22 protein-coding genes are annotated in these 20798 nt (G+C 65.0%); 15 read left to right on the top strand and 7 right to left on the bottom strand.

Features of this window, described 5'->3' with window-relative positions:
* Positions 1-26: 26 nt before the first annotated feature.
* The 3 genes from ACQR1L_RS18215 to ACQR1L_RS18225 all read right to left on the bottom strand — a co-directional run bounded on the left by ACQR1L_RS18215 (position 27) and on the right by ACQR1L_RS18225 (position 2541).
* A complete protein-coding gene (locus tag ACQR1L_RS18215; protein ID WP_434859589.1) occupies positions 27-830 on the bottom strand; it encodes a sel1 repeat family protein in 804 nt (267 codons plus the stop codon).
* A 608-nt stretch (positions 831-1438) separates the two neighbouring features.
* Positions 1439-1984, bottom strand: coding sequence for a carboxymuconolactone decarboxylase family protein (locus tag ACQR1L_RS18220; RefSeq protein WP_434859296.1), 546 nt, complete (start codon positions 1982-1984; stop codon positions 1439-1441).
* A 2-nt stretch (positions 1985-1986) separates the two neighbouring features.
* Complete coding sequence (locus ACQR1L_RS18225; protein ID WP_006609715.1) at positions 1987-2541, bottom strand: peroxiredoxin; 555 nt, start codon at positions 2539-2541, stop codon at positions 1987-1989.
* A 583-nt stretch (positions 2542-3124) separates the two neighbouring features.
* Here ACQR1L_RS18225 and ACQR1L_RS18230 point away from each other — a divergent pair.
* The 6 genes from ACQR1L_RS18230 to ACQR1L_RS18255 all read left to right on the top strand — a co-directional run bounded on the left by ACQR1L_RS18230 (position 3125) and on the right by ACQR1L_RS18255 (position 8809).
* On the top strand, positions 3125-4171 hold the full coding sequence (locus ACQR1L_RS18230) for an ABC transporter substrate-binding protein (protein WP_434859297.1): 1047 nt from the start codon (positions 3125-3127) through the stop codon (positions 4169-4171).
* Positions 4168-4992: an ABC transporter ATP-binding protein gene (locus ACQR1L_RS18235; protein WP_434859298.1), complete on the top strand. Its 825-nt coding sequence runs from the start codon at positions 4168-4170 to the stop codon at positions 4990-4992. Before ACQR1L_RS18230 ends, ACQR1L_RS18235 begins: the two co-directional genes overlap by 4 nt.
* On the top strand, positions 4989-5834 hold the full coding sequence (locus ACQR1L_RS18240; protein ID WP_434859299.1) for an ABC transporter permease: 846 nt from the start codon (positions 4989-4991) through the stop codon (positions 5832-5834). Before ACQR1L_RS18235 ends, ACQR1L_RS18240 begins: the two co-directional genes overlap by 4 nt.
* Before the next feature lie 34 nt (positions 5835-5868).
* Positions 5869-6792 (top strand): acetamidase/formamidase family protein, encoded by a 924-nt coding sequence (locus ACQR1L_RS18245; RefSeq protein ID WP_434859300.1) that lies wholly within the window; start codon positions 5869-5871, stop codon positions 6790-6792.
* 27 nt (positions 6793-6819) lie between these two features.
* Positions 6820-7575: an SDR family NAD(P)-dependent oxidoreductase gene (locus ACQR1L_RS18250; protein WP_434859301.1), complete on the top strand. Its 756-nt coding sequence runs from the start codon at positions 6820-6822 to the stop codon at positions 7573-7575.
* A gap of 121 nt (positions 7576-7696) precedes the next feature.
* The gene (locus ACQR1L_RS18255; protein WP_434859302.1) at positions 7697-8809 is read left to right on the top strand and encodes a mechanosensitive ion channel family protein; all 1113 of its coding nucleotides are present in this window, start codon (positions 7697-7699) and stop codon (positions 8807-8809) included.
* Positions 8810-8816: 7 nt separating this feature from the next.
* Here ACQR1L_RS18255 and ACQR1L_RS18260 read toward each other — a convergent pair whose 3' ends face one another.
* Genes ACQR1L_RS18260 through ACQR1L_RS18270 form a run of 3 tightly spaced genes read right to left on the bottom strand, consistent with a single transcriptional unit; the run spans position 8817 to position 11371 of the window.
* Positions 8817-9518 carry a DUF1045 domain-containing protein gene (locus ACQR1L_RS18260; RefSeq protein ID WP_434859303.1) on the bottom strand — a complete coding sequence of 234 codons (702 nt, stop codon included), beginning with the start codon at positions 9516-9518 and terminating at the stop codon, positions 8817-8819.
* 7 nt (positions 9519-9525) lie between these two features.
* On the bottom strand, positions 9526-10713 hold the full coding sequence (locus ACQR1L_RS18265; RefSeq protein ID WP_434859304.1) for an alpha-D-ribose 1-methylphosphonate 5-triphosphate diphosphatase: 1188 nt from the start codon (positions 10711-10713) through the stop codon (positions 9526-9528).
* Entirely contained in the window at positions 10706-11371 is a 666-nt protein-coding gene (locus ACQR1L_RS18270; RefSeq protein WP_434859305.1) for a DapH/DapD/GlmU-related protein, read from the bottom strand. Before ACQR1L_RS18270 ends, ACQR1L_RS18265 begins: the two co-directional genes overlap by 8 nt.
* 189 nt (positions 11372-11560) lie before the next feature.
* Between ACQR1L_RS18270 and phnC the strand changes: the two genes are divergently transcribed.
* From phnC to ACQR1L_RS18315, 9 genes are all read left to right on the top strand, one after another.
* Positions 11561-12370, top strand: a complete 810-nt coding sequence (gene phnC / locus ACQR1L_RS18275; RefSeq protein ID WP_434859306.1) for a phosphonate ABC transporter ATP-binding protein — start codon at positions 11561-11563, stop codon at positions 12368-12370.
* 80 nt (positions 12371-12450) lie between these two features.
* Complete coding sequence (phnD, locus tag ACQR1L_RS18280; RefSeq protein ID WP_434859307.1) at positions 12451-13383, top strand: phosphonate ABC transporter substrate-binding protein; 933 nt, start codon at positions 12451-12453, stop codon at positions 13381-13383.
* 94 nt (positions 13384-13477) lie between these two features.
* Positions 13478-14362: a phosphonate ABC transporter, permease protein PhnE gene (phnE, locus tag ACQR1L_RS18285; RefSeq protein ID WP_434859308.1), complete on the top strand. Its 885-nt coding sequence runs from the start codon at positions 13478-13480 to the stop codon at positions 14360-14362.
* Positions 14359-15207, top strand: a complete 849-nt coding sequence (phnE, locus tag ACQR1L_RS18290; RefSeq protein ID WP_434859309.1) for a phosphonate ABC transporter, permease protein PhnE — start codon at positions 14359-14361, stop codon at positions 15205-15207. The genes phnE (ACQR1L_RS18285) and phnE (ACQR1L_RS18290) overlap by 4 nt, the downstream gene beginning before the upstream one ends.
* Before the next feature lie 158 nt (positions 15208-15365).
* A complete protein-coding gene (locus ACQR1L_RS18295; protein ID WP_434859310.1) occupies positions 15366-16373 on the top strand; it encodes an ABC transporter substrate-binding protein in 1008 nt (335 codons plus the stop codon).
* Between the two features lie 50 nt (positions 16374-16423).
* On the top strand, positions 16424-17239 hold the full coding sequence (locus tag ACQR1L_RS18300) for an ABC transporter permease (protein ID WP_434859590.1): 816 nt from the start codon (positions 16424-16426) through the stop codon (positions 17237-17239).
* A 4-nt stretch (positions 17240-17243) separates the two neighbouring features.
* The gene (locus tag ACQR1L_RS18305) at positions 17244-18029 is read left to right on the top strand and encodes an ABC transporter permease (RefSeq protein ID WP_434859311.1); all 786 of its coding nucleotides are present in this window, start codon (positions 17244-17246) and stop codon (positions 18027-18029) included.
* A gap of 5 nt (positions 18030-18034) precedes the next feature.
* Positions 18035-19087, top strand: coding sequence for an ABC transporter ATP-binding protein (locus tag ACQR1L_RS18310; protein WP_434859591.1), 1053 nt, complete (start codon positions 18035-18037; stop codon positions 19085-19087).
* 5 nt (positions 19088-19092) lie between these two features.
* Positions 19093-19935 (top strand): phosphodiesterase, encoded by an 843-nt coding sequence (locus tag ACQR1L_RS18315; RefSeq protein WP_434859312.1) that lies wholly within the window; start codon positions 19093-19095, stop codon positions 19933-19935.
* Positions 19936-19956: 21 nt separating this feature from the next.
* Here the strand turns inward: ACQR1L_RS18315 and phnF are convergent, their stop codons facing one another.
* Positions 19957-20682 carry a phosphonate metabolism transcriptional regulator PhnF gene (phnF, locus tag ACQR1L_RS18320; protein WP_434859313.1) on the bottom strand — a complete coding sequence of 242 codons (726 nt, stop codon included), beginning with the start codon at positions 20680-20682 and terminating at the stop codon, positions 19957-19959.
* Between the last annotated feature and the right edge of the window lie 116 nt (positions 20683-20798).

Below are 20798 nucleotides of genomic sequence, written 5' to 3' on the forward strand. Positions count from 1 at the left end.
CCTGCATCGGAGCCTCGTTCGCGGCATCAGCGTACTGAGACGCGGCGGCTGGCCTCCGGCGATCCTTGCTCCGCGGCCTTGAGGTACCAGGTCCGCGCCTTGGCGGCGTCCGGGACGGCGCCGAGGAGCCGCGATTTGGCCAGCTCGGCAGGATCGTAGGTGCGCGCCAGCAGCAGAGACGCATCCGCCACGCCGGCCTCCGACAGCCGCGTCAGGATCAGGCGCGCGCTTGCGACATCCCCTGCCGCCAGCAGGTCGCGGCCGCGCTTCATCAGCGCATCCACTTCGTCTCGGGGCAGTGGAGCGACGGCGCGGGGCGGAGCTGCGGGAAGAGCCGGGGACAGATTGGACATGGGCGGTGGTGCTGCGGCCGGGGCAGGCGAAGCGGGCGCCGACGGCCATGGCCGCATCGTGGTCTCGCCAGTCGAGGGGGCGAGTGCGGCAACGGTCTGCGGCGGATCCTCCTGGGCGACCTTGGCTTCCGCCGGGTCGATCTGGGCCAGGCTCTCCAAGACGGTGGACGGCATGATCGTGCTTTTGCCGCCCGGTGTCGCCGCGCCGTTGTCGAAAGAGACCATGTTCGCCACGATCATCGCGACGGACGCCGCAACGCCAATGGCTGCGGCGACCTTGATGATCCCGCCAACCCGGGTGGCCTTGTCCGAATCGTCCGGCGGGAGCGGCATGACCACCGGATCGAGCTGGGCGCTCCAGGCGCGCCGGGTGTCTTCATCGTCGAGATCGAGCGCAGCAGGCCGGGCGGGAAGGAAGTTCTGCCGGGCGACCAGATGATGCGGCAGCGGGACGCCCTGCTCAGGCTGGTCCGACACCAAGCCGGCGTCCGCTTGATGCCGGCGCGGGGCATAACGGCGAAGCTCTTCGCTGGCCCAAGGCGGCGCCGGCTTGGCCTGATCGTTCTGATCTGGAGCACTCATCACTAGCCTCCGGTCTCCAACGGCGTTGCCGTGGGAGATAGCTTCAGGGCGTCGGGCGCGCACCGCCGGTCCGAAGTGCGCATCATGCGACATCGGCGAGATTGCGCCAACGCTTCCGTCGAGACTGACAGGTCCGATTTCCTTCCGACATGCGCGCCACCGTTTTCGCGCGCCCTGGTCACAATCGATGTTGCTTAGGCCCTAAGCTGATCAATGTTCTTGGCGGGAAGGGTGAGTTGGTAAGGCTATTTAGTGGAAATTTCCCGGCGTGTCACATGGATGAATACACGCATTGCGCGAGCCAAGGGAAAAGCATGGCCGGGATGAAGATGGTTATCAGGAGTATTAGGGTGCCGCAGCGTCTTCAACTTTGCCGCGAGGTCAGGGGCTTAGCCGACCGATGAGAACGGGGCGCGGCAGAATGACATGCAACTCATGCACGAGGCGGGCAAAATGAAATGCGGCCGGACGATGCCGGCCGCATTCACAGATCGGGTCGATTTCTACTCGGCCGCCAGCGCGACGGTCACACCCGCGGCTTCGATCGCGACGGCAACCGACTGAATGATGGCAGCGAAGCGCACCGCGGTCTGGATCGTGGCGGTGGCAACGCCCGCGTCCCGAAGCACCTTCTCATGCGAGTCGATGCAGGTGCCGCAGCCATTGATGGCGGAGACCGCGAGCGACCACAGCTCGAAATCGGCCTTGTCGACGCCGGGATTGGTGATGACGTTCATCCGCAGCCGTGCCGGCATCGTGGCGTAGTCCTTGTTCGAGGCAAGGTGCACGAAGCGGTAGTAGACGTTGTTCATCGCCATGATCGCGGCGGCCGATTTCGCCGCCGTCAGGGCCGCCGGCGACAGCTGCGCGGCCGCGACCGATTCGAACGCCGCCGTCACCGTCGGATTGCGGGTCGCGATCGCGCAGGCGACGAACAGGCCATACTTGGCCTGCGGCGAGAGCGTCTCGTCGGACGCCATGGACGACAGGTTCAGCCTGACGTCCTTGGCGAAGTCCGGGATCTGATCCTTGAGCTGCTCGATCGACATGATCAAGCGACCTTCAGGGTCTCGCCGCCGACCTCGCGGTTGCACGGGCAGAGCTCATCGGTCTGCAGCGCGTCGAGCACGCGCAGCGTGTCCTTCGGTGCGCGGCCGACGTTGAGGTTGGTCGCGTAGACGTGCTGGATCGTGTTGTCGGGGTCGACGATGAAGGTGTAGCGATAGGCCACGCCATCCGGCGAGCGGACGCCGAGGCCATCGACCAGGGAGCCCTTGGTATCGGCGAACTGCCAGATCGGGAGCTTGTGCAGATCCTTGTGGTCACGGCGCCAAGCCAGCTTGCAGAATTCGTTGTCGGTCGAGCCGCCGAGCACGACGGCATCACGATCGGCAAAGTCGCTCGACAGGCGCGCGAACTCGGCGATCTCGGTCGGGCAGACGAAGGTGAAGTCCTTCGGATAGAAGAAGATGATCTTCCACTTTCCCGGGAAGCTGGTTTCGGTCAGGGTCTCGAAGGCGCTCTCGCCCTTCTCCTCCTGCAGGTGAAAACCGGGCTTCACACCGACGATTTCGAACGAAGGCAGCTTACTTCCAATTCCCAGCATGTCGCACTCCAAGAAATTTCTGCGCTGCAATAGCGAGGCGCATTGTGCATTGCAAGCGATATGCCATTAGCTATCAACATCAATGCTTTGTCGGAAACGCAACACTCGTTTTGCGGATGTTGCGACTGCGAATAATTGCAGTGTTCGAGACCTGACCAGGAAGCGGGAAGCTCAAACCACCGCGTGCGATTCGTGACACTCGCGTGAACGCGTGGAGTTGCATGTGGAAGGTGCGCGTCGCGGTCAGCGCACAATGAGGTTGATGTGGCGGGCGTCGTGGCGCTTACGTGAGGTCTGGCGGCAGCGGCCCGCGATCCGAACGTGCAATTTCTTTGTGCGGCCGGAATGGCAAAATTGACATTATCGCCCTTGCTGCGATGCACGTTTGACCAGGGCGGCTTCGGAAGCGGCAGCAAGGTGACAAGGGCTCGGCAGCGCGCAGCGTCGCGCAGTGATGCCGGTCGCCGAGGCCCTTGTTTTTGTCAGCTTTTCAGCAGATCCCGTCTGTTATTTCGCCTTGCTGCGCGGCGCCCTGACCATAGTCTCCTCACGAACTTTCAACGCCTGGGAGGAGTTCTGCACCATGAGCGAACGTGTCTCGGCATCATCCGCGAGCGCAAATCCATTCATCGATCGACGTCGTTTTCTGATGACGTCTGCGGCGGTGGCCGCCGGCCTCAGCGCGCCTGCGCTGTTGGGCACCAGAACGGCTGCAGCGGCCGGCCTGAAGACGGTCCGCTTCAGCGAGGCCGTGCACAATCTCGGCTACATCAATCTCTACGTCGGCATGCATGCCGGCATCTTCAAGAAGAACGGTCTGGACATGCAGGTGAGCGCCGCGGGCGGCGACACCCAGACCTTTGCCGCCGTGCTCGGTGGCTCCGCTGATTTCGCCATCGGCGACGCGACCATGGCGCAGATCTCGCGCGAGAACGGCGGCCCCGGCGTCGTCGTCGGCACGGTCGTCCAGCGCGCGCACTATTTCGGCGTGTCGAAGACGCTCGAGCCGATCACCGATCCCAAGGGCTTCAAGGGTCTCAAGATCGTGACCTCGCCCGAACCCAACACCAATTTCAGCGTCGCCAAGCGCCTGCTGGAGAAAGCGGGCATGAAGGTGGGCGTCGATGCGACCATCGTGCCGGTCAATCCCGGCACCGAGATCGCCGCGATGCTGGCGGGACAGGCCGATATCGCCATCGCCTATCAGCCCAGCGTCGCCGCCGCCGAAGCGCAGGGCGCGAAGGTCGTGTTCGACTTCTCCAACTATATCGGCCCGTTCTGCAACACCGGCATCATGGTGCTGCCGACCACGATCCAGAAGGACCCGGAGATGGTGCAGGCGCTGGTCACCTCGTTCGAGGAGGCTTCGCGCAAGACCTACGCCGACCCGGCGTTCTCGAAAGAGGTCGCACGCAAGGAGTTTCCGGATCTGCCCGGCGAGGTCGTCGACAAGGCGATCGATGCCGAGCTGAAATACCTGATCCCGGCGCAGTCGGTCATCACCAAGAAGGATCAGTGGGCGAACCTGATGGAGATGCAGGTCTATCTCGGCAATGCCAAGGGCTCGGTACCGTTCGATCAGATCATCGACAATTCGTTTGCGGAAAAGGCGATCGCCAGTCTCAAATGACTGAGGTGAGCGGTACGGTGCAAACAGGGCCGGGCGCCGTCGCGGCGCCCGCGCCTCCGCTCGTCGTCGAGCACGTGGCCAAGAGCTATGAGCTCGACGGTGGCCAGACCGTGCCCGTCATCGGCGATCTCAGCCTCACCTTGCGGGAAGGGGAGATCATCAGCATCGTCGGTCCGTCCGGCTGCGGGAAGACGACGCTCCTGAACACGCTGTGCGGATTGCTCGCGCCCGATGCCGGCCGCATTCGCTGGCATGGCCGCGAGGTCTCGGGCCAGCCGCAGAATGTCGGCTACATGCTGCAGAAGGATCTGCTGCTGCCGTGGCGGACCGCGCTCGGCAATACGATGCTCGGCCTCGAGATCCGCGGTGTGCCGGCGGCCCAGGCCGAGGACCGTTGCCGCGCGATGCTCGACCAGCTCGGGCTGCATGGCTTTGCCGATCATTATCCATCGACCCTGTCCGGCGGGATGCGGCAGCGCGTCGCGTTGGCACGCACGCTCGTCAACGAGCCGGACGTGCTGCTGCTCGACGAGCCGTTCGCCGCGCTGGATTTCCAGAGTAAGCTCCTGATCGAGAACGATACGGTCGGTCTGGTCCGGGAGGGCCGGCGCTCCCTGCTGCTGATCACCCATGACATCGAGGAGGCGGTGTCGCTGGCCGACCGCGTCATCGTGCTGTCGAAGCGACCGACCAGGGTGAAGGCCGTCTACGATATCGCCCTCGGCGGCGATCGCCGTGATATGATGGCCGTGCGGCAGACGTCCGGTTTCAGCGACTATGTCCGCCAGATCTGGGCCGATCTCGACGTGGTGCTGCAATGACGGCCGACATCGACAGTGCGCCGGCGTCCGCGCCGGCTTCCAAGGCCATGGCGGCGCCGGGGCGGCGCTGGCTGCGCCTGCGCAGCACGCTGGCGGTGCTGGCCACGCAGCTCGTCGTCCTCGCGGCGTTCCTCGCCTTCTGGGAATATGCGACCGGTCAGAACAAGGCGGCGGCCTTCATGTTCGGCTCGCCGTCGGCGATCTTCAAGTTCCTGTCGCAGATGGCCATTGACGGCAGCCTGTGGCGCGACACCTATGTCACGGGCCTGGAGACGCTGCTCGGCTTCTTCGTCGGCAATTGCATCGGCACGGTGATCGGATTGTCGCTGTGGTATTCACGCTTCGTCTCCCGCGTCGTCGAGCCGTTCGTGATCGCGCTCGGCTCGATCCCGATCATCGCGCTGGCGCCGATCATCATCATCTGGTTCGGCACGGGGCTGATCTCGAAGGTTGCGATGTCGACGCTGTCAGTCGTGATCGTCGCGCTCGTCACCTCCTATAAGGGCGCGACCGGCGTCGATCCCGATCAGATCAATCTTCTGCGCACGCTCGGCGCCTCGAAGTTCCAGATCTTCCGCAAGCTTGTCGTGCCGGCCTCGCTCACCGACATCTTTGCCGGGCTCAAGCTGACAGTCGGCTTCGCCCTGATCGGCGCCATCGTCGGCGAGTTCATGTCGTCATCGGAAGGGCTGGGACACGCGATCTTCAAGGCGGGATCGCTGTACATCATCCCGAAGGTCTTCGCCGCGCTCGTTGCGACCATTGCGCTTGCCTTTGCGCTGACCTTCGCAGTCGGCAAGATCGAGCAGCTGCTGATGCCGTGGCGGCGGCAGCTGCGATGAAACAAGCAATCCGAACGGATGACAGGGAGTGATCATGTCAAAGCGCGTCAGTAAGGCCGGCAACATCAAATACGCGCTCTCCGGCGACGACGCCTTCATTGCGTCGGTCGAGCCGGGTGAGACCTTCGTGGTCGAATGCGCGATCAACGTCAATGACGGCACGATCCGCGCGCTCGGCCAGCAACTGGTCGAGAGCGACGTGACCTTGCCTTATGTCAACGGCGCCACCGGGCCGATCGAGGTGCGCGGGGCCAAGCCGGGTGACATGCTGCGGCTCGACATCCTCGACATGGAGCTCGACCGGCTCGGCTTCACCGCGCTGTGGCCGGGGATCGGCATGTTCCCGGATTGGGTCCGGCGCAAGGAGTTCGGCATCCAGACCCGCGTGGTCGAGGTCAAGGATGGCCAGGTGCTGTGGAACGAGCACGTCAAGCTGCCGGTGCGGCCGATGATCGGCGTCGCCGGCGTGGCGCCGGTGCATGGCGCGGTGCTGACGGTCGATAACGGTCCGCACGGCGGCAATCTCGACGTCCAGGAGATCACGTCAGGCAATTCGGTGTTCTTCCGCGTGAACAAGGACGGCGCGCATCTCTTCCTCGGCGACTGCCACGCGATCCAGGGCGATGGCGAAGCCAACGGCATGGGCGCGATCGAGATCGCGGCCAACCTCACCGTCAAGGTCTCGCTCGCCAAGGCGCCCGCGCGCCTGAACCATCCGAGGATCGAGACGCCGACGCACATCTGCACGCTCGGCTGCGCGCGTCCCCTGGAGGACGCGATGCGGACCGCGTTCGAGGAGATGATCAACTGGCTGGAAGACGACTGGAAGATTCCGGCGCCGGAGGCCTACATGCTGCTCGGCCAGATCGCCGAGGCGCGCTGCACCCAGGTGGTCAATCCGAAATACACCTACATCTGCAAGGTCAACAAGGCCTTGCTCGCTGGCTATCACGGCTGACGCCGTACATTCGAAAAGGAGAACATCATGGATCTGGGATTGGCCGGCAAGAGCGTGCTGATCACGGGCGGCAGCAAAGGCATCGGGCTTGCGATCGCCGAGCTGTTCGCCGCCGAGGGCGCCAACGTCGCAATCTGCGCGCGCGATGCAGAAGCGGTCGGCAAGGTCGTGACGAAGCTCGCGGCCAAGGGCGTCAAGGCGTGGGGGCAGGGCATCGACGTCGCCGATCCCGTGGCGCTCAAGGGCTGGGTGGATGGCGCGGCGAAGCAGTTCGGCGGCGTCGACAGCTTGATCTGCAACGTCAGTGCGCTCGCCGTCGGCGACACGCCGGAGACTTGGGACAAATCCTTCCGCGTCGACATGATGCACACCGTGAACTCGGTCGCGGCGGCCGTTCCCTATCTGGAGCAGTCGACGTCGGCTTCGATCAGCATCATCTCCAGCGTGTCCGGCTTCGAGGTCGATTTCGCGGCGGGATCCTACGGCGCGATCAAGGGCGCTCTGATCCATTATGCGAAGGGGCTTGCGCATCAGCTCGTGAGCAAGGGTATCCGCGTCAACGCCGTTTCTCCCGGCAACACCTATTTCGAAGGCGGCATCTGGCAGAACATCGAGAACGGATCGCCCGATCTGTTCAAAATGGCGATGGGTCTGAATCCGACGGGACGCATGGGAACGGCCGAAGAGGTGGCCTATGGCGTGGTGATGCTGGCGAGCCCGTTGGCGAGCCGCATCTCGGGAACCAACCTCATCGTCGACGGCGCCTTGACCAAGGCGGTCTAGTTCCTCGCACGGACGGCAGACGAGCCATGCAGCATGTGGATGCTGCACTGCGGCTGCCGTCCGACTCTCCCGGTGGTCTCGGGCGTTGAGAGCGCTCGAGATCCCCAAGGGAGAGCAAGGCATGCAGGCACTCGTGCAGCAGCTATCCGGACTGTTTCCGGACTGGATGGTCGGACCGGCCTTGATCATCGGGGCCATTCTCGGCGCGCTGCTGGTCTATAGCGTCGCGCGCGCTTTGGTGAAGCGCGCGATCGGCGCACAGAACTCGATCCTGTTTCCCATCCTGCAGAGAACCGCGGGTCCCGCGCGTCTCGCGCTTTGCCTGGTGGCCGTGGCGCTGGTGCTGCCGCTCGCGCCGTTGAACGAAGGCTGGCGCCGCGCGCTCGCGCATCTGTTCGTGGTGACGACCATCGCGCTGATCGGATGGATCACCATCCGCGTCGTTGATCTCGTGTCGACCCGATATGTCAAACGCTTTCGCGACGACATCGCGGAGAATTTCCTCGCGCGCAAGCATGTGACGCAGGTCCGCGTCTTCAAGCGCGTCATCGACACGCTCATCATCATCGTCGCCGTTTCGGCTGCGCTGATGACCTTCGATTCCGTCAGGCAATACGGCGTGAGTCTATTCGCATCGGCCGGCGCGGCCGGTCTGATCGTCGGTCTCGCCGCGCGGCCGTTGCTCAGCAACCTGATAGCCGGCGTCCAGATCGCCGTGACGCAGCCGATCCGCATCGAGGATGCCGTGATCATCGAGAACGAGTGGGGCTGGGTCGAAGACATCGCCTCGACCTATGTCGTGATCCGGCTGTGGGACTGGCGCCGCATGGTGGTGCCGCTGTCCTATTTCATCGAGCGTCCGTTCCAGAACTGGACGCGCGATGCGGCTTCCCTGATCGGGTCCGTGGTGCTGCACGTGGACTACCAGGCGGATGTGCCGCGCATCCGGAAGCAGTTGGAGAAGGTCGCGAAGGAGTCGAAGATCTGGGACGGCGCGGTGGTCAATCTTCAGGTCGTCGACACCAATGCGCGCACGATGGAGCTTCGGGCGCTCGTCAGCGCGCGCAATGCTCCGCAGGCCTGGGACTTGCGCTGCGAGGTGCGCGAAAAGCTGATCGCCTTCCTGCAGCGGGAGATGCGCGAAGCCCTGCCGCGCGACCGCGCCGATATCTCTCCGCCGCTGTCGCTGTTCAATCCGCAGTCGCCGCCGCATTTCGCCGGCGCTGCGAATTGAAGGGCCGCTATCTCCCGGTGATCGGCCAGCTGTCGATGATGCTGAACCGGCTGCTCGCGCTCGGCTGGCGGAACAGCGCGATACGGTCGATCGGCAGCGATGTCAGGCTGAGCGCCGCGAAACGGTCACGCAGCATCCCAAGGATCGGCCCGCGCCGATCGTCGGACAGGCGGCAAGTCAGCGTCATGTGGAAGCGTAAGTCTTCCATGACGTAAGGATAGCCCCAGCGATCGAGATGGTCTCGTTGGCGCGCTGAGAGCAGCTCCGGCTTGCGCCGGGCGCGATCCTCGGCGGTCATCGGGGCGCGGAACGGCTCGAACGCGCGCACGCAGTCGGCGGCCAAATCCTGCAAGGTGTGCGACGCCTCTCCCGGGATCACCGCGATGAAGCCGCTGATCGCATCGACAACTGGCCGGATGATCGGAACGGCTCTCGGCACTGCCGCAAACGCCGCGCAGGCGTCGCGCAGCTCGGCCTCGGGACGTGTCTCGACCAGGTTGAACGGGGCCTTGAGGGTCGCGTGAAAGCCGTACTTCCGCGCGTCAGTGGTGAGGTCGCCCCAATCCGGCGCAGCATCCAGCACGCCCTCCGGAAAGCCGCGTTCCCGGGCGGTCCAGGCGTCGTAGCCCAGCAGGCTGGCACCGAACACGGTCAGCGCGGCGTCGGCCGCCGGCGTGTAGTAGATCGCATAGCGCGGAAAACCGGTCATGTCCTGCTTACTCCGCCGCGACCGCTCGCGGCGTGGCGGCGGTGGAGAGGCGTTCGGCCTCTGTCAGGTGAACCACGCGGCCCGCCGCAACCACCGCGACGACACGGGGGCGCATCGGTTCGCGATCGTCGACGAGGAGGATGTCCGCGCTCTGGCCGCTCGCGAGCGAGCCTCGGTCCGGCAGGCCGGCTGCTCGCGCCGGGGCTGCCGAGATCAGGCTCCAGGCCTGCGCCAGCGGAAGGATGCCGTCGGCGACCAGCCGATAGGCGGCGAGCAGGGGGGCTGGATAATAATAGTCCGACGCCAGTACGGAGCAGAGACCCTTCGCGATCATGTCGCTCGCCCTGGTCCATCCGGTATGGCTGCCGCCGCGCACCACGTTCGGGGCGCCGAACACGATGGCGTCGCCGCCGTGAGCTGCCTCGCGCGCGGTGATTTCGTTGACGGGAAACTCGGCGATGGTGACGCCTTGGCTGCGGAAGGCCTTGCGCATCTCCGGGCTGTCGTCGTCATGTGACAGCATGCGCACGCCGGCCGCGCGCGCGGTCTCGGCCAGGCGGGCGATCGACGCCGGCACGGCATCGGCTCGCGAGGCGATGCGGGCCACCAGGATATCGAACTCATCGCCGGACAGGCCGGTGCGGTCGACCATGCGCTGACGCTTGTGCGGCTTGTCCAGGCTCGCGACGGTCGAATCCATGTGGTCGTTGAAGGCAAACAGATCGATGCGCCGGGCCGCGAGCAGCCCGCGGATCTCGTCCTCATCGTCGAGATTGTACGTCTCGTGGCGCAGATGAAAGCGCGTATCCGCCGCGAGCCGCGGCCGCAGCGCCTCGATCTGCTCCAGCAGGCGGCGCGCGTTGCCGGCGCTGCGCAAGCCCGGCTCCCACGACCAGGTGGTGGCATGAAACACGGTCGTGATGCCGTTGCTGATGGCCTGGCGATCACTGTCGAGCAGCGCCACGTCGATCGGGAAATCCACACCCGCGCGCGGCATCATCTGCCGCTCGAAAGCATCGCCATGGATGTCGACGATTCCGGGCAGCACCGTCAGCCCGCTGGCGTCAAGCGCAAGTCCCGCGTCAGGTCGTCCCGCGTCGATCGCGGCGATCTTGCCGTCGGAGACGATCAGTGATGCATCGGCAAGGCCGGACCCGATCAGGCACCGGCCGTGGAAAATCGAGAGATCAGTCATGGGCGGCACTCTGCCGCAGCGCGCGGTCGCCGTCGAGAGCGGCCTCGTATTTGTCCAGGAACGCGGTGATCTCCAGCTTGCGGAAATCCGGCAGCGCCCGGCGCAGCGCTTCGTGATCCCAATTCCACCAGGCGAGATTGATCAGGCGCTGCTCGATCTCAATCGGAAAACGGCGCCTGATTGGGCGCGCGGGATTGCCGGCGACGATCGTATACGCAGGCACGTCCTTGGTGACGATGGCGCCTGCTGCGACGACGGCGCCGGTGCCGATGCTGCGGCCGGGGAGAACGACGGCACCATGTCCGATCCATACATCGTGACCGACGGTGACGTGATGTTCCTTCCGCCAGGCGAAGAACTCGGCATCATCAGGCTCGCCTGGGAAATAGGCGCTGGCCCGATAGGTGAAATGCGATTGCGTCGCCCGGTGCATCGGGTGATTGCCCGGATTGATCCGGGTCATCGCCGCGATCGAGCAGAACTTTCCGATCGTCGTGTAGGTGATCTGCGCATCGTTGACCACGTAGGAATAGTCGCCCATCGCCACGTCAAGGAGGATGGTGCGCGCGCCGACCTCGCAATAGGCGCCGAGTGTCACACCCTGGAGTCTTGCGGAGGAATCAACCGTAGGGTCGATCGAAAGGGACTTGCCGGCCATCTCACGTCCTGTCTGTCTTCACGGCTCTTCTGTCTAGGGTGCGCTGTGTGACAGATGCATGACGTCTCCATGACGTTCGCGGCGGAGGACCTTGGATGTGGACGAGTGTCGCACCGCAGCGTCACTGTCACACAACTGTAGAATCCCGACGCTAGCGGTGGAGTCAAAGCGAGGCGTCTGGAGAAGTCCATGCTGGTGGTGGATGGTTTGACGTGCCGGTTCGGCGCGAAAGCCGCGGTCGATAATGCATCATTCTCGGTTGCGCCCGGCTCGTTCGTCGGTGTCATCGGGCGTTCCGGCGCCGGCAAGTCGACGCTGCTGCGCTCCATCAACCGGCTGAGCCCGGTGAGTGACGGGCGCATCCTGTTCAAGGATCTCGATGTGACGGCGCTCCGCGGCCGCGACCTGCGGCTGTGGCGCGCGCGTTCGGCGATGATCTTTCAGCAGTTCAACCTGGTCGGCCGCCTCGACGTGCTGACCAACGTGCTGATGGGGCGGCTGGCCGAGATCCCATCCTGGCGCTCCCTGGCGCAGCTATGGCCGGCGCAGGACGTGGCGGTGGCCATGTCGGCCCTGGAGCAGTTCGACATGGCGTCCCTCGCGGCACAGCGCGCCGATCAGCTCTCCGGTGGACAGCAGCAGCGCGTCGCGATCGCGCGTGCGCTCGTCCAGAACCCCGACATCATCCTTGCGGATGAGCCGATCGCCTCGCTCGATCCCCGCAATACCAAGATCGTGATGGATGCCCTGCTGCGCATCAACAAGCATTTCGGCATCACGGTGATCTGCAACCTGCATTCGCTCGATCTCGCCCGCAGCTATTGCGATCGCCTGATCGGCATGGCGACGGGACGGATCGTGTTCGACGACGTTCCCTCGGCGCTGACCGCGCAGATCGCGCGCGAGCTCTACGATCTCGAAGCGGATGAGGTGATGGACAAGGTCCATCCGGTCCCGGCCGCTGCCATTCCGGCGCTCAGCGAAGCCGCTGTCGCCTGACAAACCGATTCTGGTCACCTCGGATCTCGCATGGTGCGGGGGACGAGGCCTGTTTACTTCGTTCAACAAGAGGGCATGTCATGATCAATCGTCGCATCGTTCTGGCCGGTGTCGCCGCGCTGGCTTTTGCCGGTTCCGCTTCGGCCGAGGATTGGAAGGCGAAGTATCCGGAACTGACCTTCGCGGTCATTCCTGCCGAGAACGCCTCAGGCGTCACCGAGCGCTGGACGCCCTTCGTCAACTATCTCTCCAAGGAGCTGGGCACCAAGGTGACGCTCCGCATCGCCAACGACTACGCGGCCGTGATCGAGGGGCAGCGCGCCGGCAACATCCACATCGCGAGCTATGGCTCAGCCTCGTTCGCGCGGGCGCGCCTGACCGGCGTCAAGATCGACGCCTTCGCCAACGACATCAACGCCGACGGCAGCACCGGCTATTACTCGGTGTTCTTCGTCAAGGCAAACAGCCCGTACAAGAAAGTCGACGACCTCAAGGGCAAGAATTTGGGCCTGGTCGATCCGAACTCGACCTCGGGCAACAACGTGCCGCGCTTCGAGCTCAACAAGATGGGCGTGACCGACGCTGAAACCTATTTCAGCAAGGTCGTCTTCGCCGGCAGCCACGAGAACGCGATCCTCGCGCTCGCGCAGGGCACCGTCGACGTCGCCGCCAACCAGTGGACCAGCGACAACGATTCGACGCTGGCGCAGATGCTCACCAAGGGCATGCTGAAGAACGCCGACGGTTCGCCGATGAAGAAGGACGATTTCCGCATCATCCACAAGTCGGCGCCGATCATCAACGGCCCCTACGCCTACAATTCCGATCTGCCGGCCGAGCTGAAAACGGCGATCGCCAAGGCGTTCTTCGACGCCCCCACCAAGGACAAGGCGGCGTTCGATCGCCTGTCGGATGGCCAGAAGAAGGGCTTCCACCCGGCCACGACCAAGGACTGGGATGGCACGATCGATCTGATCAAGTTCGTCGACAGCCTGCGCAAGAAGGCGTCCTGATCGACATCCTTAACCACGCGGGAGCCGGGCCGGGCATGGCCCGGCTCCTTTTGTATGAGACGTGACCTCTTTCGAACGAGAGCAGCCCGATACGATGGCGACCGCCATTTCGATCCTGCCGAGCCAGCAGCTTGAGGCTCTGAACGACGCCTACCGTCGGGCGGTGGCGCGCCGGCGCCTGCGGCTCGCGCTGTCCGCTGCCGCTTTCCTGGCCGTGCTGCTGGTCGCCGCGGTCGGGGCCGAGGTCAATCTGCGGACGCTGTATACGTATTTCGGAAACTTCGTCAGCTATTTCGATCGCATCTTCACGCTCGATGACGGCCACCGCGTCTGGACCAATGTCCCGGAGTGGTTCTGGGGCTTCAAGAAGTGGCTCAAGCTGCTCGGCGAGACCCTGCTGATCAGCTATGTCGGCACCATGGCCGGAATCGTCGTGGCGTTCTGTCTCAACTTCCTGGCTGCGGAAAACACCTCGCCCGCGCCGTGGGTCCGTTTCACCGTGCGGCGGCTGCTCGAATTCGCCCGTACCGTGCCGGGCATCGTGTTCGCGCTGATCTTCGTCATCGCCTTCGGTCTTGGCCCGATCCCCGGCGTGCTCGCCATCGCCGTTCACTCCAGCGGCGCGCTCGGCAAGCTGTTCTCCGAAGTGGTCGAGAATGCCGACATGAAGCCGGTGGAAGGCGTTCGCGCGACGGGGGCGAGCTGGCTGTCCTGCATGCGCTTCGCCGTTCTGCCGCAGGTCGTCGCGGGCTTCTCCAGCTACAGCCTGCTGCGCTTCGAGATCAATGTCCGCGAGGCCTCGGTGATGGGCTTCGTCGGCGCCGGCGGCATCGGGCAGGAGCTCGTGGTCGCGATCCGCAAGTTCTACTACTCGGACGTCAGCGCGATCCTCGTCATGATCGTCGTGACGGTGTTCCTCATCGATATCGCGACCGGCTGGCTGCGCGGCCGGCTGTTCGGCGCGGAGGCCCGGACATGAGCACGATGGACGCGCAGGACCCGCAGCAGATGCGGCAGCGCTATCCGCATGTCTTCGATCGGCCGCTGTCGGCCCGGCTGGCGACACCGGCGATGCTGGTCCTGGCGCTGGCGATCTTCATCTTCGGCCTGGTCGATCTCCAATTCTCGCCGGCGCGGATGCTTGCCGGGCTGAGCCAGCTCGGCTGGATTTCGCTCCTGATGCTGCCGCCCGATCCGGGCTCCTCGTTGCCGGTCTATCTCAAGGCGCTCGGCGAGACATTGTCGATCGCCGTGCTCGGCACGACGCTCGCCGCGGTCTTTGCACTGCCCGTCAGCCTGCTGGCCGCCAGGAACATCATTCCTTCGGCGATTTTCCGCTTTCCGGTGCGGCGGCTGTTCGATACCATCCGCGGCGTCGACACGCTGATCTGGGCGCTGGTCTGGATCAACGTCGTTGGCCTCGGCCCGTTCGCCGGTGTCCTGGCGATCGCGGTGTCGGATTTCGGGGCGCTCGGTAAGCTGTTCTCGGAAGCCTTGGAGAGCGCCGACCGCAAGCAGGTCGAGGGCGTGCGCGCGGCCGGCGGCAGCGCGCTGCACGAGGTCCGGTTTGGCCTGCTGCCGCAGGTGCTGCCGGTGATCGCCGGGCAGGTGCTGTATTTCATCGAGTCCAACACGCGTTCGGCGACCATCATAGGCATCGTTGGCGCCGGCGGAATCGGCCTGCAGCTCGCGGAGCAGATCCGCGTGCTGGAATGGCAGAAGGTGTCGTTCCTGATCCTGATGATCCTTGTGGCCGTGGCTGCAATCGACTGGATCTCGAGCAAGCTGCGCTTTGCCATCATCGGACGTCGCGCCGTCGCCTGACGGGAGCGGCACCCGAAGGTTGCGGTCATTCGTAGGCGAACGATCAGGCTGCGCGGATGCCTGTGTGTCCCCTGCGCGGTGTCGCAAATCTTTCATGTGCCGGCCGTAATGGGGCTCCGGAACCGGCCGCCGGGTCGGACATACGGAGTTTCATTCACATGAAGGTCACCCGCCTCGTTCTTGCGCTCGTCGCGCTGATCGTTCTGGCGCCGCCGCAGCAGGCCAAGGCCGCCGACGTCATCTGCTACAATTGCCCGCCGGAGTGGGCCGACTGGGCCTCGATGCTCAAGGCGATCAAGACCGATCTCGGCTATGACATTCCGCACGACAACAAGAACTCCGGCCAGGCGCTGGCGCAGATTCTCGCCGAGAGGGCCAATCCGGTCGGCGACATCGGCTATTTCGGCGTGACCTTCGGCATGAAGGCGAAGGCGCAGGATGCGCTCGAGGCCTATAAGCCTGTCAATTGGGACCAGGTCCCGGCCGGTCTGAAGGACGCCGACGGCTACTGGACCACGATTCATTCCGGCACGCTCGGCCTGTTCGTCAACAAGGACGCGCTCGGCGGCAAGCCTGTGCCGGCGTGCTGGAAGGATCTGCTCAAGCCCGACTACAAGGGCATGGTCGGCTATCTCGATCCGAGCTCGGCGGCCGTCGGCTATGTCGGCGCCGTCGCCGTCAATCTCGCGCTCGGCGGCTCGCCCTCGAACTTCGATCCGGGGTTGAGCTTCTTCAAGGACCTGCGCAAGAACGACCCGATCGTGCCGAAGCAGACATCCTATGCCCGTGTGGTCTCGGGCGAAATCCCGATCCTGTTCGACTACGACTTCAATGCGTACCGCGCGAAGTACACCGAGAAGGGCAATTTCGAGTTCATCATTCCCTGCGAAGGCTCGGTCGTGTTTCCCTACGTCGTTGGTCTGGTGAAGAACGCGCCCGACAAGGACAAGGCGAAGAAGGTCATCGACTACCTGCTCTCGGACAAGGGCCAGGCGATCTGGACCAACGCGTATTTGCGTCCGGCGCGTCCGATCGAGCTGCCTGAGGCCGTCAAGGCGAAGTTCCTGCCGGACAGCGACTACGCTCGCGCCAAGAGCGTGAACTGGGGCGACATGGAGACCGCGCAGAAGGGCTTCGTCGACCGCTATCTGTCCGAAGTCCGCTAAGGAGCCCTGTGCCCCGCTGGGCGGAAATCCGGCGGGGCATGCCTGATCTCATGTCGCACAAATCCTTCGTCTGGACCTGCCTGTTGCCGCTGGCCGCCGTGACCGCGGCCTTCTTTCTTCTGCCGATGGCCCGGCTTCTCATCGCGGGCGCCGAAGGGCCGCGCGGACTGATCGAATATCTCGCGATCATCATCGAGCCGCGTTACCGCGCGACGCTTCTGAATACGGTGCTGCTGGCTGCGGCGACCACGGTCGCGACATTGATCGTTGCCACCATCGCCGGCCTGTTCCTGCAGCGCCATCGCTTTCCGGGACGCGCCGTCCTGGTTGCCGTCCTGACGTTCCCGCTCGCCTTTCCCGGCGTCGTGATCGGATTCATGATCATCCTGCTCGCCGGCCGCCAGGGTCTCATCGGCGACGTTTCCTCGCGCGTGCTCGGCGACAAGATCGTGTTCGCTTATTCGATCTATGGGCTTTTCCTCGGCTATCTCTACTTTTCCATTCCGAGGGTCATTCTCACCATCATGGCCGCGGCACAGAAGCTCGATCCCGGCCTGGAGGAGGCGGCTCGCTCGCTCGGCGCGAGCCCATGGGCGGTGCTGCGCGACGTAGTGCTACCGGCGCTTGCGCCGGCCCTGGTCGCCTCGGGCGCGATCGCGTTTGCCACCGCCATGGGCGCGTTCGGCACGGCGTTCACGCTTGCGACTAGCATCGACGTGCTGCCGATGCTGATCTACACAGAATTCACTCTGGCGGGAAATCTCGCGACCTCGGCGGCGTTGTCGGTCGGGCTGGGGGTGATGACGTGGCTGATCCTGGCGCTGGCGCGCAGCTTCGCCGGTACCTCTGTCGCGGCGGCGGGCTAGTCGCGTGCGCAGCCGAATCCTCTTCGCGCTTCAGTTCCTGTTCACGCTGCTCGTCGCGGCGTTCCTGGCCGTGCCCGCCGGCCTCTCGATCGCGGCCGGGGTCACCGTCAACTACTTCCGCGGGATCCAGTCCGGCGTGACGCTGCAATGGGTCGTGCAGGTCTGGGAGCTCTATGCCGGCACGATCCTGGCGTCGATCATGATTGCGCTCGGCACGCTCGCCGTCACGCTCGTGGTCGGCGTTCCCGCCGCTTACGCGCTGTATGTCCGCGGTGGACGGCTCGCGCGGATGGTCGAGGAGATCATCACCTTGCCGCTCGCTATTCCCGGGCTTGCGATCGCGCTGGCGCTGCTCTTGACCTATGGCGGCTTCGGCAGCTTCCGCCGCTCGTGGCTGTTCATCCTCGCTGGCCACGTCGTCTTCACGATGCCATTCATGGTGCGCTCGGTGATGGCCGTGTTCGCCACCATCGACGTCAAATCGCTCGACGAAGGCGCCGCCTCCGTCGGCGCCTCGCCGTGGCGCCGCTTCGTCGACGTCATCGTTCCCAATGCCGCGCCGGGAATCCTGGCCGGCAGCCTCATGGTCGTCACGCTCTCGCTCGGAGAATTCAACCTGACCTGGATGTTGCACACGCCGCTGACCAAGACCTTGCCGGTCGGCCTCGCCGACGCCTATGCGTCGATGCGCCTCGAGGTGGCCTCGGCCTATACTCTGATTTTCTTCGTCCTGATCATTCCGCTCCTGGTCGCCATGCAGTGGATCGGCGAAAGGGGAGGTGCAAGGTGAGCACGATGACCCGTCACGGCGCGGCGCTGAAGGTTGAGAATTGCGGCAAGACATTCGCAGACGGCACCAACGCGCTCGCGCGCGCCACGCTCGACATCGCGCAGAGCGAAACGCTGGTGCTGCTCGGCCCGTCCGGTTGCGGCAAGACCACCTTGCTGCGGATCGTCGCCGGTCTCGAGACGCCCGACGCCGGCGGCCGCGTGCTGTTCGACGGCAAGGACCAGACCAGGCAGCCGATCGAGAAGCGCAATGTCGGCATGGTGTTCCAATCCTATGCGCTGTTTCCCAACATGTCTGTCGCAGAGAACATCGGCTATGGGCTCAAGATTCGCGGCGTCTCGCGGGCGCAACGCGCCGCGCGCGTCGCCGAGCTGGTGGCGCTGACCAATCTGGCCGGTCTCGAAGACCGCCGCATCGATCAGCTGTCGGGCGGACAACGCCAGCGCGTCGCGCTCGCGCGCGCCGTTGCCGTCAGGCCGAGCGTACTGCTGCTCGACGAGCCGCTCACGGCGCTCGACGCCGCCTTGCGCGAGCGGCTGCGCGGCGAGCTCAACAGCCTGCTGCGCACCCTCGGCATTACCGCGATCTATGTGACCCACGACCAGGCCGAGGCGATGGAGCTTGGGGACCGCATCGTCGTGATGCGCAAGGGCGCGATCGCGCAGGTCGGGACGCCGCGCGAGATCTATTTCGAGCCCGCCAGCCGCTTCGTCGCGGAGTTCGTCGGCGCGGCCAACATCATCGAGGCGCCGATCGCGGACGGCCATCTCGTGCTGCCGGGAGGCCGCCAGCCTGTATCCGGCGGTGGTTCGAAACCCAACGCTGTCGCGATGGTCCGCCCTGAGACGATCGGCATCGCCGACGTGTCGGCCTCGTGCTTGACCGGCGTGGTTGATAGCGTTCGCTTCGCCGGCGACCGCCAGCGCATCGTCGTGCGTGATGCCGCATCCGTCGCATTGACGGTGGACGCGCCGAACACGATCAGGGTCGGAGCAGGGGAGCGCGTCGGTCTGTCCATTGCGGCGAACGCCATTCGTCTGCTGCCAGAGGAAGGCTGAACGGCATGAGCAAGCGCCCCATCATCATCGCTCAGATCTCCGACCTGCACATCAAGGCGCCCGGCCGGCTCGCCTATCGCCGCGTCGATACCGCGCGGGCACTGGCGCATTGCATTGCGGAGCTCAACCGGCTCGCGCCGAAGCCTGATCTCGTCGTGATCTCCGGCGATCTCGCCGACACGCCGTCGGCGGTCGAGTACGAGCATCTCGCGGGATTGCTGGCGGAGCTTTCGATTCCCTACGTCGCGGTGCCCGGCAATCATGATTCACGCGAGCTGATGCGCGCGGCGTTTCCGGATCATTTTGATGCCGGCGCGTCCGGTCCGCTGAACCGGCATGTCGATCTGCCGGAGCTCGATCTGCTGCTGCTCGATTCCAGCGTGCCCGGTCATCCGCATGGCGAGCTCGACGCGGCCACTCTCGCTTGGTTCGACGACAGGCTGTCCGCGCGTGCCGACAAGCCGGCGCTGATGTTTTTGCATCATCCGCCGTTGGCCACCGGCATCTGGCACATGGACCGGCAGAACCTGCTCAATGCCGACGATCTCGCCGCGGTCGTTGCGCGTCACCCGCGGTTGCAGTTGATCGGCTGCGGCCACGTGCATCGTGCCACGCTGACCCGGTTCGCCGGCATTCCCTGCACGATTTGTCCCGCGCCGAACCACGCCGTCGCGCTTGATCTCGCCGAGCTGCAACCGCCATCCTTCCGGGTCGAGCCGCCCGCCTTCCACTTGCACGTCTGGTTTCCAGGCGCAGGCTTCGGCACCGTCGTGACGCATCAGGTGCCGATCGGTGCGTTCGACGGACCGCATCCCTTCTTCAATCCGGATGGCTCTCTGATCGACTGAGCCCCAGACCCACCGTCGCGTCTAGCTCTCCACCTCGAAGGCCACGCGCTCCGCGGCAAAGCGTGAGCGCTTGACGACCAGCGGCGTCCCGTCGGCGTCGATGTCGGTGCTGTCGACCACGAGCACGGGGCGGTCGAGTGCGAGATCCAGGCGCGCCGCGTCGCTTGCGTCGGCGATGTCGGCGGTGATGCGGGTCGATCCGCGGCGATAGTCGCGAATGCCGAAATGCGCGAGCAGCGCCGTCATCGAACGGGCCGAGGCGAAGATCGAGCCGGCGTCGGGAAACCGCTCAGTCGACAGCCATGACGTGCTCACGCAGATCGGCGTCTTGTCGGCAAAGCGCAGCGCGTCGATGCGTGTCAGCGAAGCGCCGGCCTTCACGCCGAGCACGCGCGCGAGGTCGCGCGTCGCCGGCTCTTCGCTGGCGGCGAGCATCTGTCCGCGCGGTTCGCGGCCGCCGGCGCCGACGATCTCGGAAAAGCGCGTGCGCGATCGCAGCGGATAGGACAGCCGCGGCGCCTCGACATAGGTGCCGCTGCCGCGCTCGGCCCGCACCAGGCCGCGCTCCGCGAGCGTCGCGAGCGCACGGCGCACCGTGTGGCGGTTGACGCGGTATGTCTCGGCGATTTCGGTCTCGCCCGGCAGACGCGTCCCGGGCGCGAAGCGGCCGCCGGCGATGTCGCGCTCGATCCCGTCGGCCACGCGCCGCCACAACGCGACGCCCGAAGGAGCGTCCTGCATGCTCATCACCGGCTCTCCGCCTTTCGGGTCGCGAAAATCACGTCCATGTCATCAAACAGTCATGGCGCCCCGTTACGAAGTTGTCTAATATCATAGACAACTTTACGACGGCAAGAGCGGAT

It is taken from the genome of Bradyrhizobium sp. HKCCYLR20261, from assembly GCF_051168435.1.
GTDB lineage: Bacteria > Pseudomonadota > Alphaproteobacteria > Rhizobiales > Xanthobacteraceae > Bradyrhizobium.

Excerpts from the sequence above, each read along its gene's own strand:
- ACQR1L_RS18220 (WP_434859296.1), bottom strand. The coding sequence starts at position 1,984 with ATGTCGATCGAGCAGCTCAAGGATCAGATCCCGGACTTCGCCAAGGAC.
- ACQR1L_RS18225 (WP_006609715.1), bottom strand. The coding sequence starts at position 2,541 with ATGCTGGGAATTGGAAGTAAGCTGCCTTCGTTCGAAATCGTCGGTGTG.
- ACQR1L_RS18230 (WP_434859297.1), top strand. The coding sequence starts at position 3,125 with ATGAGCGAACGTGTCTCGGCATCATCCGCGAGCGCAAATCCATTCATC.
- ACQR1L_RS18235 (WP_434859298.1), top strand. The coding sequence starts at position 4,168 with ATGACTGAGGTGAGCGGTACGGTGCAAACAGGGCCGGGCGCCGTCGCG.
- ACQR1L_RS18240 (WP_434859299.1), top strand. The coding sequence starts at position 4,989 with ATGACGGCCGACATCGACAGTGCGCCGGCGTCCGCGCCGGCTTCCAAG.
- ACQR1L_RS18245 (WP_434859300.1), top strand. The coding sequence starts at position 5,869 with ATGTCAAAGCGCGTCAGTAAGGCCGGCAACATCAAATACGCGCTCTCC.
- ACQR1L_RS18250 (WP_434859301.1), top strand. The coding sequence starts at position 6,820 with ATGGATCTGGGATTGGCCGGCAAGAGCGTGCTGATCACGGGCGGCAGC.
- ACQR1L_RS18255 (WP_434859302.1), top strand. The coding sequence starts at position 7,697 with ATGCAGGCACTCGTGCAGCAGCTATCCGGACTGTTTCCGGACTGGATG.
- ACQR1L_RS18260 (WP_434859303.1), bottom strand. The coding sequence starts at position 9,518 with ATGACCGGTTTTCCGCGCTATGCGATCTACTACACGCCGGCGGCCGAC.
- ACQR1L_RS18265 (WP_434859304.1), bottom strand. The coding sequence starts at position 10,713 with ATGACTGATCTCTCGATTTTCCACGGCCGGTGCCTGATCGGGTCCGGC.
- ACQR1L_RS18270 (WP_434859305.1), bottom strand. The coding sequence starts at position 11,371 with ATGGCCGGCAAGTCCCTTTCGATCGACCCTACGGTTGATTCCTCCGCA.
- phnC (WP_434859306.1), top strand. The coding sequence starts at position 11,561 with ATGCTGGTGGTGGATGGTTTGACGTGCCGGTTCGGCGCGAAAGCCGCG.
- phnD (WP_434859307.1), top strand. The coding sequence starts at position 12,451 with ATGATCAATCGTCGCATCGTTCTGGCCGGTGTCGCCGCGCTGGCTTTT.
- phnE (WP_434859308.1), top strand. The coding sequence starts at position 13,478 with ATGGCGACCGCCATTTCGATCCTGCCGAGCCAGCAGCTTGAGGCTCTG.
- phnE (WP_434859309.1), top strand. The coding sequence starts at position 14,359 with ATGAGCACGATGGACGCGCAGGACCCGCAGCAGATGCGGCAGCGCTAT.
- ACQR1L_RS18295 (WP_434859310.1), top strand. The coding sequence starts at position 15,366 with ATGAAGGTCACCCGCCTCGTTCTTGCGCTCGTCGCGCTGATCGTTCTG.
- ACQR1L_RS18300 (WP_434859590.1), top strand. The coding sequence starts at position 16,424 with ATGTCGCACAAATCCTTCGTCTGGACCTGCCTGTTGCCGCTGGCCGCC.
- ACQR1L_RS18310 (WP_434859591.1), top strand. The coding sequence starts at position 18,035 with ATGACCCGTCACGGCGCGGCGCTGAAGGTTGAGAATTGCGGCAAGACA.
- ACQR1L_RS18315 (WP_434859312.1), top strand. The coding sequence starts at position 19,093 with ATGAGCAAGCGCCCCATCATCATCGCTCAGATCTCCGACCTGCACATC.
- phnF (WP_434859313.1), bottom strand. The coding sequence starts at position 20,682 with ATGAGCATGCAGGACGCTCCTTCGGGCGTCGCGTTGTGGCGGCGCGTG.